The organism is Bacillus sp. MN7755, from assembly GCF_054771475.1.
The window spans coordinates 219,266-237,293 of sequence record NZ_BTRL01000007.1 but is presented as its reverse complement, the minus strand read 5'-3'; the positions used below and the strand labels follow the sequence as shown (position 1 = coordinate 237,293).

Sequence of the window (18,028 nt, the reverse complement as noted above, 5' to 3'; positions counted from 1 at the left end):
CTATTGATATTTATATTGTATGATAAAGAGCATCGACAAACAATATAAATGGAGGTATTCCATATGAAAGCACTTTGTTTCGAAACATTCGGAAATACTGATGTACTTCAATATAAAGAAATCCCTGATCCAATCATTAATCCAAATGAAATTCTTGTCCGTACGAAAGCAATTGGATTAAACTTCGCTGATATTTATAGACGCCGCGGTGATTATCATCTCGCTGGTAACCCGCCTTATATATTAGGTTATGAAGGGGCTGGTATTGTTGAAGAAGTAGGAACTAACGTTACTACCATCAAGCCTGGAGACCGTATTGCATTTGCTGATGTTCCATTTGCAAATGCAGAATTAGTTGCCATTCCATCAGAAAAAGCAATCCCGCTTCCAGATTCAATTTCTTTTGAAACAGCCGCTTCAGTATTATTACAAGGCTTAACAGCACATTATTTAACAAAAGATAGCTACCAAATAAAACAAGGTGATACAGCTTTAGTCCATGCTGCAGCTGGCGGCGTTGGTCAACTTCTTATTCAAATGATTAAACTACAGGGCGGAACAGTAATCGGTCTTACGTCATCAAACAAAAAAAACAAAGTAGCCACGTTAGCTGGTGCTGATCACGTATTTTTATATACGGAAGCATGGCAAAACAAAGTACTTGAAATAACACATGGTACTGGAGTAAATGTTGTATATGAATCAGTAGGTTCTACATTAGAGGACAGTTTTAATGCTACTAAAATTGGTGGTACCGTTGTATTTTACGGAATGGCTGGCGGTAATCCTGCGCCCGTTGATCCGCGTATGCTTATGGATACTTCAAAAACTTTAACTGGCGGAGACCTTTGGAATGTTCTTACTACGTATGAAGAACGTAAAAAACGCTCTACTCAATTATTTGAATGGATCACGAGCGGAAAATTAAACATTGCGAGTCCTACTACATTCTCTTTACAATACGGCGCCCATGCTCATGAATTATTAGAGAGCAGAAAAAGTACAGGGAAGATTTTATTAATCCCTTAGTCGTTCCAATTTAAAAAGGAAGCTAGATTTTATTTCTTTGCTTCCTTTTTAAATTTTATTAATGTTCACTTTCGCTTCTTCCCAATAACCCTGTTATTTATATTCTTTCTATACTTCTTTTTCTAGACCGCTCATTTTTAAGTTCATAAAATAAACGAATCTAAATATTAAAGGAAAAAACAAACCTCCAAATATGAGCGACTCAATAAATACAGTATCAATAAAAGAAAGAATCCCAAAGAGTATCATTCCAAAAAAATAAAATACAACTGCATTCCAATAAATAAAACGTGGAAATTTAGTTTGGAACGAATCACCTTTTTTACACGGTTTTCCAAATAAAAAATGAACTAATTTAATCAACATAATCACTTCTCCATATAATTGTTAATATTCTTTTCCTCTTAGAACTGAACATAAATAACATAATATGTATCATTTCATTTGAATTTTCCGACACAAAAGTTATTAACCATGCCGAACACAGTTTGACTTTTACTCATGTTTAAAACCTCATAAACAGTAGCCCCCTCCTATATGTCGTTAGACTTTCTCGTCCATGACCTAAAAAAAGAGTTTTATATTATCACTTGCTCTTCGACTCAAAAATTAATTAAATAAATTGAAAACATTATACAGTTGTTTCACAAAGTCAACGATATATTTTTATTTAAATACAAATCGTCTATTGCCATTATCATGGTGCAATTCAAACATTACTGGATTACTAACAAATCGTTTTAACAAAACGTATGCCTCATAATCAGTTATTTCATTAGGAATATTAATCCCACTAAATGACGTTGAGGAAATTAATGTATGAAAATCATATTTGAACTCATAGTCTCCAATATACGCAAGCGCCAATTTCCCTTTCCATTCAATTTGATACGTCTTCCCTTCTAATCTAGTGAACTTAATATCATGAAAGGCTGATGCGTCATGTCCAAGTAAATAAACATCAAATGCCGTTAACTCTAAATCTAAGTTCTTCTGTTCATCTTCGGATAAAAAATCAATTGCAAATCCCTTCCCAGTTAGCATATCCAAGTCAAATGGTACCTCATCACTTCCTACACGAAATCCTTTAAAATCCCATTCTTCTGATGACAAGGTGCAACTATGGAAGTTGTTCCATACAATCTTCGCATGCCAATCATCTTCATCTTCATCTTCATCTTCATCTTCGTCTTCTTCATCCAAATCTTCCTCATCATAATCCGCAGTCTCTAAATGTAAATCAAAATACAAACCAGCTATACCCTTTAACTCTTCTTCCTCTGCATATTTAAAATGTGCACTCCACTTAAAATTAACAATTCGATGACCATTAGGCCACGGATTGTCCACAAAATATATTCGATCCATATTCACACGTTCCTTACTTTGTTTTAGTTCTTGTAAACTTACTTAAATTTCGAGATGTAAGACTATACCACCATCCAATATACTACAAGACGATTCTTTGTTCCTAAGATGCTACTAAATACCTACCTCTTACTATATCATCACAATAATTCTCACGGTATATTTTTATCAGAACATTCAAACTCAAATCTATAAATAGTATACTAAAAAGTGAAAAGGAAGCTAGATTTTTCTAACTTCCTTTTCATATTTCTATTTGAGGTATAATTATATTTCCACACTTTCTTTCCCTTTTGCAACATAACTCATATCTCCAACAGACTCGACTGTGTATGTTCCATCTTGATATACAATCTTCGTCACACTAGCATTTTCTACTCCAAGTTTTGTTTTGCTACTGTCTAACATTTCGATTAAGGTAGTAATCAAAAGCCCATGAACGACAACTAAAACATTACCGCCACCATTTGCAGCAGATTCTTCACTAATTTTATCAATCTCTTCTTTTATACGAGTAGAAAATAATTCCCAATCTTCCGCCTGTTTCGTAGGGTCTGCTGCTCTAATAAGATTAATCACTTCTTGAATAGAAAACTTCATAAGTTCTTCTGGTGATGCAACGCCCGCAGCTTTTCCAACCGCATCCCACATATTTTCAAGTTTTTCACCTTCAAAAATACCAAAATTTAATTCTCGTAAATTTTTTCTTTTCTCAAGTTTTAACTTTTTTTGCTCACTATATTTTAATACTAAATTAGCAGTTTCAATCGCTCGGCCGCTATCACTACTATATGCATTCGCAAAATGAACATCTTTTAATCCCGTTCCTAAATTAGAGGCAACTTCCACACCTTTTTCTACTAACGGAGAGTCTGCCCAACCTTGCGCGCGATGATTCGTATTTAATATTGTTTTACCGTGTCTTGTAACATATAACGTAACTACATTCTCATTGCTATCTGTTTCTCGCTTCTTCATTCAATTCTCTCCCTTTACATTTCTATATCAATTTTACCATCTTAATTATTCATTGAGCAAAATATACGTAAGTGAATTTGCTTAATAAAAAAAGCTATCTTTCTGTATATCTCTACAAAAAGATAGCATCTTTTATGATTACATTTCTTAACTGATATTCCTATTCAGCAAATGCACTCGAATACTGAACAACTCCTTCTACACCTTCAAGAGCATTCTCCCTTAATTCCACCACCATAAACACCTCTTCAGGCACTTCAAATGGTGCTTTTATATTCCACTCACTTGCTTTCTTAAAACCAAATTTCGGATAGTACTCTGGATGGCCTAATACTACAACTGACCCGTATCCAAGGCCTTTCGCTTTTTCTAACGCAGCTACAATAAGTTTACCGCCAATGCCTTTTTTCTGATGGCCCCTAGCAACTGATACTGGCGCAAGCGCTAATGAATCTACAGAAGCTCCATCTTTTTCTATCGTAATTTTCGATAACATAATGTGACCGACTATTTCCTCATCTACCGCAACAATAGATAACTCAGGAACAAACGCATCACATTCTCTAATACGCTTTACAAGTTCATGTTCCTTTTTATCACTATACTCTTCATTTAAAAATGCTTCTTTTACAACTTCTTCTGTTTTTCTATAATCGCTTTTTTGTTCTTGCCTAATCGTTACCACTCTATATTACCCCCTATTCTTTCTTATTTCCTTTTGGATTTTACGAAGCGCTTTTTTCGATCCGCGCTCAATATCATGTTGCATTTTTCTTTCTTTATAATCGACAAATAGTGTATTTAAATCGTATCCCTCTGGATATAATTCTTTTGCTGCTACCTCTAAAGTAATACGTTTTACATTTACTTCAACAAATTCACCGTTATAATATACAACGACGTTATAAAAATTATCTATTTCCTTATAGATGATACCAAAATCATCATAATCTAATAAATTTACACGATCGCCCATTTTATACTCGTAATGATTTTCTCTTTTTTCTTGCACGACTTTCGGTTTTCTAACTTTGCTTTCATTCAGTTTTTCTAGGGCATATTCTTTATTTTCCATGTACTCTTTCGCTCTTTTCAGTACATGTTCTCTTACGTTCATTTTATTTGCAATCCAAAGTGCATTACTTTCACCTGATTTACCGATCACTAATTTATAAAGCGGTTCTAATGTCTCACTATTAAATTGCATTGCTGCATTCATAAAATCATCGTGTATTTCTGAGAAGCGTTTAATTTCACCGTAATGCGTACTCGCAACTGTAATACATCCTGCAAGATAAAACTCCTCTAAAATAGAAATTGCAAGTGCTGCTCCCTCATTTGGTTCAGTCCCGCTTCCTATTTCATCAAATAATAGCAACGTATTATTATTTGACATCCTCATAATCTCAGATAGATTTTTCATATGTGATGAAAATGTACTGAGTGCATTTTCGATACTTTGATTATCACCAATATCTACAAACACATTTTCAAAAATAGCAATTTCTGTTTCTTTATCTCCTGCAATATGCAAGCCTGACATTGCTGCTAATGTTAGTAGCCCAATTGTTTTTAATACGATTGTCTTCCCGCCCGCATTTGGTCCTGTAATAATTAAACTACGATAATTTTGACCGATTTCAAAGTTTAACGGTACTACTTTTCCACTTAAAAGCGGATGCTTACAATTTACTAAATGAATGTAGCCATGATCATTTAACTTCGGCTCTATTCCATCGATTGATTTACTAAACTTCGCTTTCGCAAATACCATATCATATTGACTAATTAATTCCATATTAATTTTTATATGATAAATGTTTTCTACTACCATTCCTGATAAAGTTGCCAAAATTTGATACTCTTCCATCGCTTCTTCTGCTTTCAAACTTGCAAGTTCCCCATTTAACTTTGTAACTGTATGCGGTTCTATAAATACAGTAGAACCTTTAGCAGAAGCTTCAACAATACTTCCGGCAACTTGATTTTTATAGGAAGATTTAATTGGAATCGTATAACGGTCATCTTTTTTACTAATAAAGAACTCCTGAATATACTTCTTATTTGCACTACTATTTAAAAACTTCGTTAAACGTTCTTTTATTTTTCCATCTACCGAATCAATGTTATTTCGAATTCGTTTTAACTCTTTACTCGCAGCTCCATCAATACTATTGCCTTTTATTGAAAAATTAATTTCCTCTTCAATACTTTTATATTCAGTCATTGAATTTGCATAAGAAGCTAATACTGGCGCAAAAAATTCTTTATCTAACATAAACTTTTTAATTTTTCTACATCCACGTAAAAAGTCTGAAACACTTACTAATTCTTCTGGATCTAAAATCATCCCTTTTTCTAATTTTTGAATTGTACTAGCAATATTTGAAATCCCAAAGAAAGGAACATGCCCTTCTGCATCTAATATAGCTCGCGCTTCAGTTGTTTCATTCAAACGATTTCTCACTACTTTTATACTCGTACTTGGCTCTAATTTATTTAATAATTCCTTACCCAATCCACTTACACAATAAGATTTCACTATATCCTTTAATTCGTTATATTGTAACTTTTCAAAAGTCATCGTATTCATTTTGTTTCTCCTCACTATGATTGATTTTTATCATAAATGAAGATACCTACTCATTAGATTCCAATGATCTCTACATTATTCAATTACCATTTTTATACATTAAAAACATATACAAAAAAGCTGCGGGGATACCGCAGCTTTTACATTTACAAGGCTTGAGTAATAACATATGAGGAAATAAACCATAAAAACGGATGGAAATCCCCTTATTACACGCTTTATAAAGTATTGTAGGTATCTTCATAGGTATCGAAATAAATCCATGACAAAAATTAGGGGTATGGTATACATAAAAATCCCCTGGTCTTATCCGATTTATTTCATTAAATTTTTCCTATTTAGTACCTACCGCACTCACAAAAAGCACCTCTCATTAATTTATATTATAGTCATTGAAATCTAATTTACTGAAATCATCATACTATATGTTTTGTAAGAAGTAAAGGTGTCAAACTATTTCCTTGCAGATTGTAAAGCTTTCATATAATCAGCCTTTTTCTCAAGGGTCTTTTTCGCATCTTCAGCCGTTACTATATAATCTACCGCAATATATTGTAATACGCCCTTATTAGCATTTGGCAGCTGAATCGTTATATCATCCACACTACTCTTACTATTTTCAATCGTTTTATTAAATTCCTGAATACTTCTTGCAACTTCCGCTAATATTTCCATATGTGCCCGGTTGTCTAAATCCAAAAAGATATTACTTCTGAAAACCGCCGTAACATAATGCTTCGGATGTTTCTTCGCTATTTTTTTCTCTTCATTCTTACCGAAAACAATATCCCCTGTTTGCATTTGCTCGAAAGTAAGTATAGTATTATTTCCTTTTTCTTCATAGTATGTATTGAATCTTTCTCGTAAATCATTCGCTTCTTTTTTTATTTTATAGTTATCATTTTTTACCTTTGGAGAGGTTCGTCCATCGAACCATATTTGAAATTGCACATATGGTTCATCTACTTGCTGTACATAAGCTGTTCGTGTGTCTGGTCCTATAAAATCCTTACCTTGGCCGGGTATTTCAATTCGATTTAGTTTCACAGAAATACCATGCTCCGATTTTGTATAACTTTGTGCTTTTTGTTCAATTTCTTCATCCGATATATCACATGATGTTAATAGTAATAAACTAAACATTATGCTACATTTCATTATTGTTCTTTTCATATTGCCTCTCCTTTTACTACTACTGCCTATACAAAAATGTCCTTATGGATTTTAAATTACGATTTATATAAAGAACTTCTTCTAATAATCATAAGTATAAAAAAACTATTAGTTACCATTTTACACTTATAGTGTAATTTTACACTATAATCATTTTATCGTAAAGCAAATATAATCTCTATTAAAATCCGTTAAAAACCTACTAATATTTAATTCTATAGCAATCACAGTACGGTTTTTATTGTCTCTAACTTTAAAATAACCACTTTAATTTCACTGCGAAAAAATTTAATAAGTGCCTCCGCTATTGCGAATGTCATTTACTTTCCCTACTACATTTAATAATTATGACAAGCAATCATAGGAGGTTACTATATGAGCGAAGAATATATTATTTTACATGGAACTGCTCTTGAACCAAATTTAATCGGCCCCACACTACCACCAATTCCACCATTTACATTCCCTACCGGACCTACTGGAATTGGAATTACTGGTCCCACTGGGGTTACAGGACCCACTGGAATTGGAATTACTGGTCCTACTGGGATTACAGGACCTACCGGAATTGGAATTACTGGTCCTACTGGGATTACAGGACCTACCGGAATTGGAATTACTGGTCCTACTGGGATTACAGGACCTACTGGAATTGGAATTACTGGTCCCACTGGAGCAACCGGTTTAGGGATTCTTCCCGTATTTGGAACAATAACTACTGACGTAGGTATTGGTTTTTCAGTAGTAGTTAATACAAATATTAATTTTACCCTTCCAGGACCTGTTAGTGGAACTACTCTAAACCCAGTAGACAACTCCATTACAATTGATACCACTGGTGTATACTCAGTATCCTTTTCAATCGTATTTGTCATACAAGCTATTTCGTCTAGTATATTAAATCTTACAATAAACGATTTAATTCAATTCGCAATTGAAACACGAGTTGGCGGTGGTTCTGGGTTAAGGGTTACATCCGCCAGAACTGATCTATTATCTTTAAACCAAGGAGATGTTCTTCGAGTACGAATAAGAGACGCCACGGGTGACATTATTTATTCCAACGCATCTCTTGTTGTTTCAAAAGTCGACTAGTTCATTTATTAAAATACAGATTTAGGAATGATAACAATATAAAAAGAAGAGGAAAACTTATATTTCAGTCTACCTCTTCTTTTCTATTAACAATTCACTGCTGAACATATATGGAAACTGATCCTCCACTTACATGGAACTGCCCCCATCCATCCTTATTAATTGTTACAGTATTTGTTTGATTACCCGTCATATCGTGCCATACTTCCCCTGCATTATTCTTTCCAACATCCATCCACTTTGATCCTCCCGGTCCATCAGAGATTAATGTCGCTAAACCAGAATTAGCATGTACACTATCACCTTCTCTTGTCCATCCAATCACATCTGGATGGTCTAAATAATCACGCTGCGTACCATATGCAAAGTTTTTTCGTGCTGTCAAAATCGGATCAATTTTATCTTTTAACGCTGGAATTTCATAACTACTATTTCCGCTTGTCCCATAGTAATCACCATAAAAAACTGAAGGATAGCCCTCTGCACGAGTTAAAATAAATGCATATGCCAACGGTTTAAACCACGGACTTACTACAGATTCCAATGACTGACCAGGCTGCGAATCATGATTCTCAACAAGAGTAACTGCGAGTGCAGGATGATTTTGCATTACTGTTCCATTTAAAATATTTCTCATATCATAATTCCCATTTCCTTTTGAAGCATAATGAAAATTGTAATGCAGTGGTGCATCAAATACAGATTGATTATAATTGACTTTCGCTAAATAATTATTTAAAGTTTGGATATCATTTTGCCAATATTCAGCCACCGTAAACATTTCTTTCCCCGCTTGCTGTCTGACATGATTTACCCAATCGCGTAAATATTCATGATCAATATGTTTAACAGCATCTAAACGAAAGCCATCTAAATTTAATTCATTCGCATACCACGTCCCCCAATTTTTCATCTCATTCGCAACATCTGGATGATCAAAATCAAGGTCTGCATACATCAAATAATCATAATTTCCATTCTCACTAGACACTTCCCAGTCCCATGCTTTACCTATACCCCTAAATTTATAAATTCGATTTAATTTCCTTCCTTCATCCCAATCCGTTCCGTCAAAATGATACCATTTCCATTTGAAATTAGAATAAGTATCTCCGCGCCCAGGAAAGTTAAACCCTGTCCATGCATTAATTTCATAATCACCCGACACCTCAACGTTTCGATTATTACGGTCTACCTCAACAGCTGTTACAGTTTCAGTATAATCTGCTCCACCTTTATGATTCATAACTACATCACCGTATACATCGATGTTTTGCTTATGTAAAGCTTCAATTGCAGATTTCAATTGTGCTTTCGTCCCATATTTTGTTCGTACCGTTTCTTTTTGATTGAATTCCCCTAAATCATATAAATCATATGCTCCATATCCTACGTCATTTTGTGTAGTTCCTTTATATGCAGGCGGTATCCAGACAGATGTAATTCCCTTTTGAGCTAAATTTCCAGCATCTGAATGCAAGCGGTTCCAATGATTCCCATCATTTGGAGCATACCACTCAAAATACTGCATTAACGTTCCATTGTTAACCGTATCTGCATACGCTTTACTCTCCCCATATATACTAGATAAAAACAAAACAACCGACAAGCCGACTACTGTTATTTTTTTTAACATATTTAAACCATTCCTCCTTAGAAAACGTTTGCATAGTTTATCGGAATTATTATAATATTCGTTCTACAATTAGTAAAGTAGCAATCTCTCATTCTCCCATATTATTTTTTAGTCTAACTTCAAATATTCAACCAATACTTCAACGTAGTTTTCATTTCACATCTTATTCAAGATTGTTTACAATTTATCTATAAAATCATAACGGAGGGATTTCTATGACCGACTTTCAAAAGCAATTTTTTGCAAGATTAAATATTGAAGAAAAAGACAAAGTTTCATTTGAAGATTTACCCAACATTATGTACGCAATGGCACAAACTGTCCCTTTTGAAAACTTAAATATTCTCGAAAACAACTTTACAGAGATATCAAAAGAAAATCTAAAAGAAAAAATTTTAGTAAACAACCGTGGCGGTCTTTGTTATGAACTCAATCCTACTATGTGTTACTTCCTTAAAGACGCTGGATTTGATGTTCATCTCGTTTCAGGAACAGTGTACAATGCAGCAAATTCTATATGGGCTGTTGATTCTGGTCATATCGCAACCGTTTTAACACATCATAATGAACTTTATTTAATTGAAGTAGGATTCGGATCATACTTACCTCTTGCACCTATCCCTTTCTCAGGTGAAGTCATTCACTCCGTTACAGGAGATTATCGTATTCGTAAAGAAATGACCGAAAAGGGAAACTATATGTTAGAGATGCGTAAAAATAATGAGTTTTTGGATCAATCTTCTGCTGATGATTGGACGTTAGGCTATGCATTTTATATAGAAGAAGTGGATGAAGAAAAAGCAAATACCGCACAAAAAATTATCGTTGAACATGATGGCTCACCATTTAATAAAGTACCTCTTATTGTAAAACTAACTGAAGATGGGCATGCATCTTTAACAAAGGATAGTCTGACAATAGCGAAAAACGGTAAAAAAACGAAAGAAAACGTTACAGATGTGCAATATAAAAATCTTTTACATTCAAAATTCGGAATTACATTATAATTTTTTAAGCCTTGCCATTTTAGCAAGGCTTTTCAATTTTCAGCAGGGATTTTTTGCAATTTGTTGTATTTCATAGTTATATAGGAATATAACTACATATTTAGAAAGGAAATGATTATGACTGAACTTAAAGATCGACTACAAGTAGATGATAAAGAGAAATGGGATTTAACGGACATTTACCATACAATTGAAGATTGGGAAAGTGATTTTCAAAAAATTGGAGTATTAACGAAAGAATTACACGAGTTTAATGGAAATATTTACGATGGTAATAGCTTATTAGCTTATTTAACAAAGAGTGAAGAAATATCTAGCATCATATCTTTAATGTTCGCTTATGCACGATTACAATCTGATCTTGATACGCGCGATACTGACGCTCAATCTCTTGTCGATAAAGTATCACAATTACATGTGAAAGTAAGTGCTGCTAAATCTTTCTTTTCCCCATTCTTACTTAGCGTAGATGAAAACACATTACAATCTTACATAGAAGAAGCAGAAGGCTTACAATATTATAAAGAAGACTTATTTGAATTATACCGTTATAAAAAACACGTATTGAATAAGGACCAAGAAGAAATTTTATCACAAATGGGCGAAGCACTCTCCTCCCCGCAGCATACATATGGCATGTTAAATAATGCAGATATATTATTTGGTGAAGTGACTACTAATGATGGAGATAAAGTTACTTTAACAAGAGGAATGTATGCAAAGTTAATAGAAGATGAGAATCGCGAGAAACGTAAAGAAGCCTATAAAGCTTATTACAAACCATACGTTCAATTAAAGAATTCTATCGCTTCTACTTTATCTGCTGCTATTAAAAATAATGTTACTGTTTCTAAGCTAAGAAACTATCCATCGGCGTTAGAGAAATCATTATTTGGCGATATGGTTCCGAAAGAAGTATATGAAAACCTAATTGATACAACGAAAAAAAACATTCAATCATTACATACTTATAATAAACTTCGAAAAGAAAAATTAAATGTAGATGAACTACGCCAGTACGACTTGAGCGTTGATTTAGTAGCTGGTGTAAAACAAGACATTCCATACGATAAAGCGTTTGACATCATGATTGAATCACTAGCTCCTTTAGGTGAAGAATATATTGAAACATTAAAGAACTTTAAAGATAAACGTTATATCGACGTGAGAGAAACTCCAGGAAAACGTTCCGGTGCTTATAACTTTGGTGTATACGGCGTTCATCCATTCATTCTTTTAAATCATCATGATGATTTAAATAGTCTTTTCACTCTTACTCACGAATGTGGGCACGGTATGCATACGCACTACTCACACGGATACCAACCAAGAATTTCTGCACACTATACTATTTTTGTCGCAGAAGTCGCTTCTACTGTAAATGAAGTGCTATTAATTCATCATTTATTAAAAGAAGCAAAAGATGCTGATGTACGTAACCATTTAGTAAACCATTTTATCGAGAAATTCAAAGGTACTTTCTTTACACAAATCATGTTTGCTGAGTTTGAAAAAATTACAAATGAAATGGCGCAACAAGGCAAACCATTAAATGCCCAAGTCTTTAGCGAAGTTTATGAAAACTTGTTCAGAGAGTATAATGGCGACTCCCTCGTATTTGACGAAGAAGTAAAATACGGATGGTCTAGAATACCGCATTTCTATCGTCCATTTTACGTATACAAATACGCAACTGGATTCGCTTCTGCAATCCAAATTGCCGATAAATTATTAAGCGGCGATCCAAATGCACAGAAAAACTATCTCGAATTCCTTAAAGGCGGAAGTTCAGACTACCCATTAAACTTATTGAAAAAAGCTGGTGTTGATTTAACAACGCCAGAACCGATTGAAAGTGCATTAAATCGTTTTAGTGAACTTGTTGAAGAGTTTTCAACTCTATAAAAAAGAAGAGCCTCTCGCTAGAGGCTCTTTCTCTTTCATGCTCCCTTTCCTTCTATTAAATCGTTCGCCATTTTCCTAAACTCTTGATTAAATGCATCATTCATACCATTTTGGACATTAGAGAATAATATGACAAACGTTCTTTTATCCCAATTAAAATTATTAAAAGTATTCCAACCTGCTAATACGCCGTGGTTATGATAATAATCTGGATACGTATAGAAACTAAATCCGTATTTTCTTGCAGGTGATGCAGTAAACATGTCTAATACACTTTGTTTAGATAGCAGTTTTCCATCCATAATGGCCTCATCTAATCTTTTCATATCTTCAACAGTCGTATACATTTCACCACACCCATACAACCAGTTCATTTTTAAGCGGGGTGCAGCTATTAACTCATTATCTTTTTTCGTATAACCTTCTGCTAAGAAAATATCTTCAGGAAGGGTAGCCCCCATTCCTGATTCATGCATTTCAACAGGAGTAAAAATATTTTCTTTCACATATTCAGCGAGCGGTTTATTCGTAATTTTTTCTACAATATACGCAAGCACCATATAATTATAGTCTGTATATTTCCATCCTGTCCCTGCAGGAAATTGTAACGCTTGCGAACCAATCCACGTTACTAACTTTAAACGTGACGCCGCATCCACCCTACCTTTTCCTTGATCTGGTAACCCTGACGTGTGTGTTAATAGATTTCGCAACGTAATGTTTTTATCTGCCGGAAACGATGGAATATATTTATTTACATTGTCTTCAATATTTAATTTCCCTTTTTCTTTTAGTTGCATGATAGATATTGCAACTACTGTTTTCGTAATAGAACCAATGCGATATTTCGTTCTTGGCGTTGCGAATACGTTATCTTTCACATTCGCATACCCATAACCTTTTCGTAAAATCACATGGTCTTTACTAGCTACAAGAACGCTCCCATTAAATCCTTTATCTTTTAAATATTGATCTAATTTGCCAGCTACAACTTCATAGCGTTTCTTCTCATTTGTATCAACTTCTTGCATTTCGTCCTTTTGCTTACTATTTACATTAGAAAATGCCTTTATATCATATTTCTTACCTTTACTTGCATGTATGAGTGCAACGACACTTCCAGAAAAAACAGCAAAAATAAAGAAAACGATTAACCATTTCTTTAACATAATAGGAACCCTCTTTTATCTAGTTTCACTTAACGCGCATCCATTCTATTCTATATCTTTTAATTTTCAAACATTTTATAATACTATCTATTATTCACCCAAGTAAACTAGATTCCTTTTTCTCATATTCAGTTTTTGGCTACTCTCTATTGTATTTCTTTCTTGCAAAATTTCCACCTTACAATCGGATGCACCCTACTATAATTTCAACATCTTATGTAACATTTGTTACACACTATAAGAAACGGAGTTGTTAAGATGAAAAACACAGATAGAGACAATCGTTTAGATGATATGACGTTTCATTATCCTACAATAAAATATAGTTATAATTTAATATTAAGTAAAATAGATCATAACTTTAAAAGGAAATGATACTAAAAATTTTCAAACAAAAGAAATCATGCAAATAACGATAAAGAAAAACAAATCATTATGGCTAAAATTACAGGCAATTTCAAAAGAGGCAATGAACGTCATTGAAAACGAATCTCATTTACATTTTGATTATACAACAAATAAAAAAGGAAATGTCACCCATTCGGCATTTCTTTAGACTTTCTTCATAAAAAATTTACATTGCTAACTTTCTTTTATTTTTTGTTTTTACTATATAAACTCACTGCTGAGATACTTAATAGTAACACGACACACAACCACGCATACGTATACCCTTTCTCGTCCACAATATAACCAAATAAAACAGGTGCAATAATAATTGCAATTTGATTTATTGTAAGTGCTAAACTCACTGTTATTCCTACAGATTCTTCACTTGCCAATTCAGCAACTTCGGCTATAAAAAGACTAAACCATCCAATTGAAAAGAATCCTAACAATGCACTTACACCATACAATACTCCACTCGTTATTGTATGTATACTCATTACTAACAATAGAACCAAACCGATAGAAGCACAGACAGTTATAAATAAAGGTATGCGCCGATTCCCCTTATAAAACACATCACTAATAGCTGCTAATGCAACACGACCAATCATTCCAGAAAAGAACATAACTGAAAATACTGTTCCGGCTACAATAGATGTAATCGATTGTTCCCCTGCTAAAAATTTCATGAAGTGTCCAACTAACACCATTTGTAATGAAATCATGCAAATACCCGTTATATAAATTGGATACAACTCTTTTTTACATATCACTACTTTTAGCTCCATCCAAAAGGAAATTTTAATATGTCCTTTCCTCGCTTCCTCCTGAACATATGGCTCTTTATAAAACACAAAAAATAATACTCCTCCAATTATACAAATGCATGCGATACTATTTATCGCGTAAGTCATATTATATTGTACTGTAAGAAACGGGATTAACACTCCCGCTAACGCGCCACCAATCGGTATACCAGCTTGCCTTATTCCCATCGCTAATCCGCGATTTTCTTTTGGGAACCATTTTAAAATCACTTTACTTCCTCCTGGCTGGGAAACACTATAAAACATTCCTATTAATAAAAGTAAAAATAATAACCCATTAAATCCACTTACTATATTAGTCAGTAAAAGCGAACTCCCTAGCAAAAATGAACTGATAGAAATTAATATTTTTTCATGATATTGATCAAGTAGCCGACCGACAAAAAGCATACAAAATAACGGTCCAACATTTACAACACTTACTAACAATCCACTCTCCATATTCGTAAGCGCATATTCTTCTTTCCAAAATAAAGCGAAAACCCCGACACCATATGTTATAAGTGTCGCTGTTGTTTGAGCAATCGTCGCAACAATTAACATCACCCACTTATAAGTACTGTTCATCCTTTCTTCCATTAACACAATAATCCCTCCATCCTCTTCCATTGTATGAAAGTTCTGATATCATATAAAATAAAGATTCATCATATAATCCATCAAAAAAATTGATATCTTTTTGGAGGGATGATACGTGGACATAAAAGATTTAACTGTATTTTACGAAGTCGCGAAGGAAAATAATATTTCTCACGCAGCGAAAAATTTGAATTATGTACAATCAGGCGTAACAATGCGTATGAAACAACTAGAAAATGAATTAGGCGTGCCTTTATTTTACCGTAACGGAAAAGGTGTAACTTTAACTTCTAACGGTGAGATTTTATTAACGTACGCCAAACAAATTATCCACTTAATGGATCAATCTATAAAAGCGGTTCAAAGTAATGGAACTAAACCAAAAGGCACTTTAAAAATTGGATGTACAGAATCTACAACTGCGGTAAGGCTCCCCTTTATATTAACGACCTACTATGAGAAGTACCCAGAAGTCGAATTGATTTTAGAAACAAATACGACCGAACAACTAATTAGTCTTGTATTAGATCGAAAACTAGACGGAGCGTTTATAGCTGGCTCTACTCAGCATAATGAACTTCATTCAAATGTATTTCATGAAGAAGAATTAGTTCTCATTAGTAAAAAACCTTTATCCTCTCTTAAAGACATAGAAGATATGAATTTACTTGCCTTTAGTCACGGTTGCTATTATAGAAGTTTATTAGAAGACTGGCTTCAAGAAGAAGGAGTCTCGCCTAAACGAGTATTAGAGTTCGGAACAATTGAAGCTACACTTGCATGTGTAAAATCAAGTATGGGCGTAGCGATTATGATGAAATCAATTTTAAAGGGGCATGAACATGACGTATCATTCAATCCTTTACCAAATAGCTTCAAAAAAGTTCCTACTACTTTCATTACTAGAAACGATATATTTCGCTCAGCTGCATTACAAAAATTTATGGAGGTGACTCACAATGCATGAAAAGAAAATACGTGGGATGAAACGAAAAACAAACGCTATGATAAAACGAATTGAGGAACATACAAAAACGTTCCCTTCTACTTTCTATAACGATGAATATTGGTATATGCCTTTACCCGTTTCTCAAGCTTTTATCGAGTCTCATAAAACACCCAGAAAAGTAAAACGATTATGTATACAAACCTTAATAGATCGAGTAAATCATTTAATAAAAATAAAACCGAGTGATACACATACATATCGAGTTGTTGCCTTGATTTCTATAGGGGATTTATGGAGATCGCAAATTGTCGTATTTAAAAACAATGACTACTTTCATAATTTTTTTAATAGAAATAACGAATTCCAAAAATGGATACTTCTTTCGAATAAAATTGATTTTTGGGAAACATGGGGAATTTCAATTTGTCCTACTCCTCAAATGTTGCGCTTTCAAGAAGTCATTTATGATGAGGATGCAATCGATGAAAAAGAGATTTGGTTTATTGGAGAGTTATCTTAAAAGGGGTACTTTCAAATGAAAAGCTTCCCTTTTTCCACTTAACAAAATCGCTATATAATGAATTTATCATTTTACTATATAGGAGGTTTTTAAATGGTAATACCTAAATATCCTGATGTCCCTACTCTTACGAAAAAACAAATCGATCAAATTACAGAAATCGCTTTTCTAAAAGAAATAACACCACAAAAATGTGATGCTATTTTCGTTTTCGGCGGTTCTCATCCCGGCAATTGGCAAGCTCCTCTAGAAGCTTATCAACAAGGTTTAGGAAATCAAATTATCGTTACAGGTGGTACTAGTTTGCATGGTATGAAACATCCGAGCTGGAATTACGGAGATTTGTCAGATGCAGAAGTAATTGTAAATAAATTAATGGAACATGGCGTACCAAAAGATGCTATCATATTCGAGAAAAACTCCCTCCATTCCATTGCTAATGTAATAGAAGCGAAAAAGATTTTTGATTTCACAAAGATTAATCGTCTACTATTTGTATACAAAAGCTTAGGCGCTGGTCGGCAATATAGAGTATTAAAAAAACATTTACCTAAAACTATTACTTGTATCCCATATACATTTGATACAAGTTTCGATGGTGAGTTTATAATTAATAGATATAATTGGATGGAAAATGAGAAAAGCCGCTCTATGATTTTTGGAGAATACTTGAGAAATGTTTGCTACGGTAGAAAAGGTGGTATTGAGCCACCTGAAAAAGAGGTTCAAGGTCTAGAAGAATATGTTTCCTATTACTATAATCTAGCATAATAGAAAAAAGGTATACCTAAAACACCGGTATACCTTTTA

Annotated in this window: 16 protein-coding genes and 1 pseudogene; 8 read left to right on the top strand and 9 right to left on the bottom strand. The window is 33.6% G+C overall.

The genetic code is table 11. From position 1 onward, the window contains the following. Positions 1 to 63: 63 nt before the first annotated feature. Positions 64 to 1,029 carry a quinone oxidoreductase family protein gene (locus ACYVEC_RS06375; RefSeq protein WP_063221963.1) on the top strand — a complete coding sequence of 322 codons (966 nt, stop codon included), beginning with the start codon at positions 64 to 66 and terminating at the stop codon, positions 1,027 to 1,029. A 108-nt stretch (positions 1,030 to 1,137) separates the two neighbouring features. On the opposite strand, the gene ACYVEC_RS06370 is transcribed toward ACYVEC_RS06375, so the two are convergent. The 6 genes from ACYVEC_RS06370 to ACYVEC_RS06345 form a co-directional block, all read right to left on the bottom strand. Next, a complete protein-coding gene (locus ACYVEC_RS06370) occupies positions 1,138 to 1,395 on the bottom strand; it encodes a hypothetical protein (protein ID WP_063221964.1) in 258 nt (85 codons plus the stop codon). A gap of 300 nt (positions 1,396 to 1,695) precedes the next feature. Next, positions 1,696 to 2,397 (bottom strand): hypothetical protein, encoded by a 702-nt coding sequence (locus tag ACYVEC_RS06365; protein WP_063221965.1) that lies wholly within the window; start codon positions 2,395 to 2,397, stop codon positions 1,696 to 1,698. Positions 2,398 to 2,664: 267 nt separating this feature from the next. Further along, a complete protein-coding gene (locus tag ACYVEC_RS06360) occupies positions 2,665 to 3,375 on the bottom strand; it encodes a histidine phosphatase family protein (RefSeq protein WP_098555982.1) in 711 nt (236 codons plus the stop codon). A 160-nt stretch (positions 3,376 to 3,535) separates the two neighbouring features. Continuing rightward, positions 3,536 to 4,060, bottom strand: a complete 525-nt coding sequence (locus ACYVEC_RS06355; protein WP_063221967.1) for a GNAT family N-acetyltransferase — start codon at positions 4,058 to 4,060, stop codon at positions 3,536 to 3,538. Between the two features lie 6 nt (positions 4,061 to 4,066). Beyond that, positions 4,067 to 5,968 carry an endonuclease MutS2 gene (locus ACYVEC_RS06350; protein ID WP_063221968.1) on the bottom strand — a complete coding sequence of 634 codons (1,902 nt, stop codon included), beginning with the start codon at positions 5,966 to 5,968 and terminating at the stop codon, positions 4,067 to 4,069. A gap of 453 nt (positions 5,969 to 6,421) precedes the next feature. Then, positions 6,422 to 7,141, bottom strand: coding sequence for a hypothetical protein (locus ACYVEC_RS06345; RefSeq protein ID WP_063221969.1), 720 nt, complete (start codon positions 7,139 to 7,141; stop codon positions 6,422 to 6,424). Positions 7,142 to 7,516: 375 nt separating this feature from the next. Here ACYVEC_RS06345 and ACYVEC_RS06340 point away from each other — a divergent pair, with 375 nt between their 5' ends. Next, a complete protein-coding gene (locus ACYVEC_RS06340) occupies positions 7,517 to 8,236 on the top strand; it encodes an exosporium leader peptide-containing protein (RefSeq protein ID WP_231428475.1) in 720 nt (239 codons plus the stop codon). Positions 8,237 to 8,330: 94 nt separating this feature from the next. On the opposite strand, the gene amyS is transcribed toward ACYVEC_RS06340, so the two are convergent. Next, entirely contained in the window at positions 8,331 to 9,872 is a 1,542-nt protein-coding gene (gene amyS / locus ACYVEC_RS06335) for an alpha-amylase (protein ID WP_098555977.1), read from the bottom strand. 215 nt (positions 9,873 to 10,087) lie between these two features. Here amyS and ACYVEC_RS06330 point away from each other — a divergent pair, with 215 nt between their 5' ends. Continuing rightward, entirely contained in the window at positions 10,088 to 10,879 is a 792-nt protein-coding gene (locus tag ACYVEC_RS06330; RefSeq protein WP_063221971.1) for an arylamine N-acetyltransferase family protein, read from the top strand. 117 nt (positions 10,880 to 10,996) lie between these two features. Then, on the top strand, positions 10,997 to 12,784 hold the full coding sequence (gene pepF / locus ACYVEC_RS06325; protein ID WP_460505934.1) for an oligoendopeptidase F: 1,788 nt from the start codon (positions 10,997 to 10,999) through the stop codon (positions 12,782 to 12,784). Positions 12,785 to 12,819: 35 nt separating this feature from the next. Here pepF and ACYVEC_RS06320 read toward each other — a convergent pair whose 3' ends face one another. Next, entirely contained in the window at positions 12,820 to 13,953 is a 1,134-nt protein-coding gene (locus tag ACYVEC_RS06320; protein WP_063221973.1) for a serine hydrolase domain-containing protein, read from the bottom strand. 258 nt (positions 13,954 to 14,211) lie between these two features. Between ACYVEC_RS06320 and ACYVEC_RS06315 the strand changes: the two are divergent. Next, positions 14,212 to 14,436, top strand: a pseudogene (locus ACYVEC_RS06315) (hypothetical protein). A 110-nt stretch (positions 14,437 to 14,546) separates the two neighbouring features. On the opposite strand, the gene ACYVEC_RS06310 reads toward ACYVEC_RS06315, so the two are convergent. Further along, complete coding sequence (locus ACYVEC_RS06310) at positions 14,547 to 15,779, bottom strand: MFS transporter (RefSeq protein ID WP_063221974.1); 1,233 nt, start codon at positions 15,777 to 15,779, stop codon at positions 14,547 to 14,549. Between the two features lie 85 nt (positions 15,780 to 15,864). On the opposite strand from ACYVEC_RS06310, the gene ACYVEC_RS06305 reads away from it, so the two are divergent. From ACYVEC_RS06305 to ACYVEC_RS06295, 3 genes are all read left to right on the top strand, one after another. Next, positions 15,865 to 16,716, top strand: a complete 852-nt coding sequence (locus ACYVEC_RS06305) for a LysR family transcriptional regulator (RefSeq protein WP_063221975.1) — start codon at positions 15,865 to 15,867, stop codon at positions 16,714 to 16,716. Next, positions 16,709 to 17,218, top strand: a complete 510-nt coding sequence (locus ACYVEC_RS06300) for a DUF3916 domain-containing protein (RefSeq protein ID WP_063221976.1) — start codon at positions 16,709 to 16,711, stop codon at positions 17,216 to 17,218. The genes ACYVEC_RS06305 and ACYVEC_RS06300 overlap by 8 nt, the downstream gene beginning before the upstream one ends. A 93-nt stretch (positions 17,219 to 17,311) precedes the next feature. Then, a complete protein-coding gene (locus tag ACYVEC_RS06295) occupies positions 17,312 to 17,989 on the top strand; it encodes a YdcF family protein (RefSeq protein ID WP_063221977.1) in 678 nt (225 codons plus the stop codon). Positions 17,990 to 18,028 lie beyond the last annotated feature (39 nt).

Coding starts and splice junctions, on each gene's coding strand:
- ACYVEC_RS06310 (WP_063221974.1), bottom strand. CDS start 15,779: ATGGAAGAGGATGGAGGGATTATTGTGTTAATGGAAGAAAGGATGAAC.
- pepF (WP_460505934.1), top strand. CDS start 10,997: ATGACTGAACTTAAAGATCGACTACAAGTAGATGATAAAGAGAAATGG.
- ACYVEC_RS06300 (WP_063221976.1), top strand. CDS start 16,709: ATGCATGAAAAGAAAATACGTGGGATGAAACGAAAAACAAACGCTATG.
- ACYVEC_RS06295 (WP_063221977.1), top strand. CDS start 17,312: ATGGTAATACCTAAATATCCTGATGTCCCTACTCTTACGAAAAAACAA.
- ACYVEC_RS06375 (WP_063221963.1), top strand. CDS start 64: ATGAAAGCACTTTGTTTCGAAACATTCGGAAATACTGATGTACTTCAA.
- ACYVEC_RS06370 (WP_063221964.1), bottom strand. CDS start 1,395: ATGTTGATTAAATTAGTTCATTTTTTATTTGGAAAACCGTGTAAAAAA.
- ACYVEC_RS06345 (WP_063221969.1), bottom strand. CDS start 7,141: ATGAAAAGAACAATAATGAAATGTAGCATAATGTTTAGTTTATTACTA.
- ACYVEC_RS06360 (WP_098555982.1), bottom strand. CDS start 3,375: ATGAAGAAGCGAGAAACAGATAGCAATGAGAATGTAGTTACGTTATAT.
- ACYVEC_RS06350 (WP_063221968.1), bottom strand. CDS start 5,968: ATGAATACGATGACTTTTGAAAAGTTACAATATAACGAATTAAAGGAT.
- ACYVEC_RS06330 (WP_063221971.1), top strand. CDS start 10,088: ATGACCGACTTTCAAAAGCAATTTTTTGCAAGATTAAATATTGAAGAA.
- amyS (WP_098555977.1), bottom strand. CDS start 9,872: ATGTTAAAAAAAATAACAGTAGTCGGCTTGTCGGTTGTTTTGTTTTTA.
- ACYVEC_RS06340 (WP_231428475.1), top strand. CDS start 7,517: ATGAGCGAAGAATATATTATTTTACATGGAACTGCTCTTGAACCAAAT.
- ACYVEC_RS06320 (WP_063221973.1), bottom strand. CDS start 13,953: ATGTTAAAGAAATGGTTAATCGTTTTCTTTATTTTTGCTGTTTTTTCT.
- ACYVEC_RS06365 (WP_063221965.1), bottom strand. CDS start 2,397: ATGGATCGAATATATTTTGTGGACAATCCGTGGCCTAATGGTCATCGA.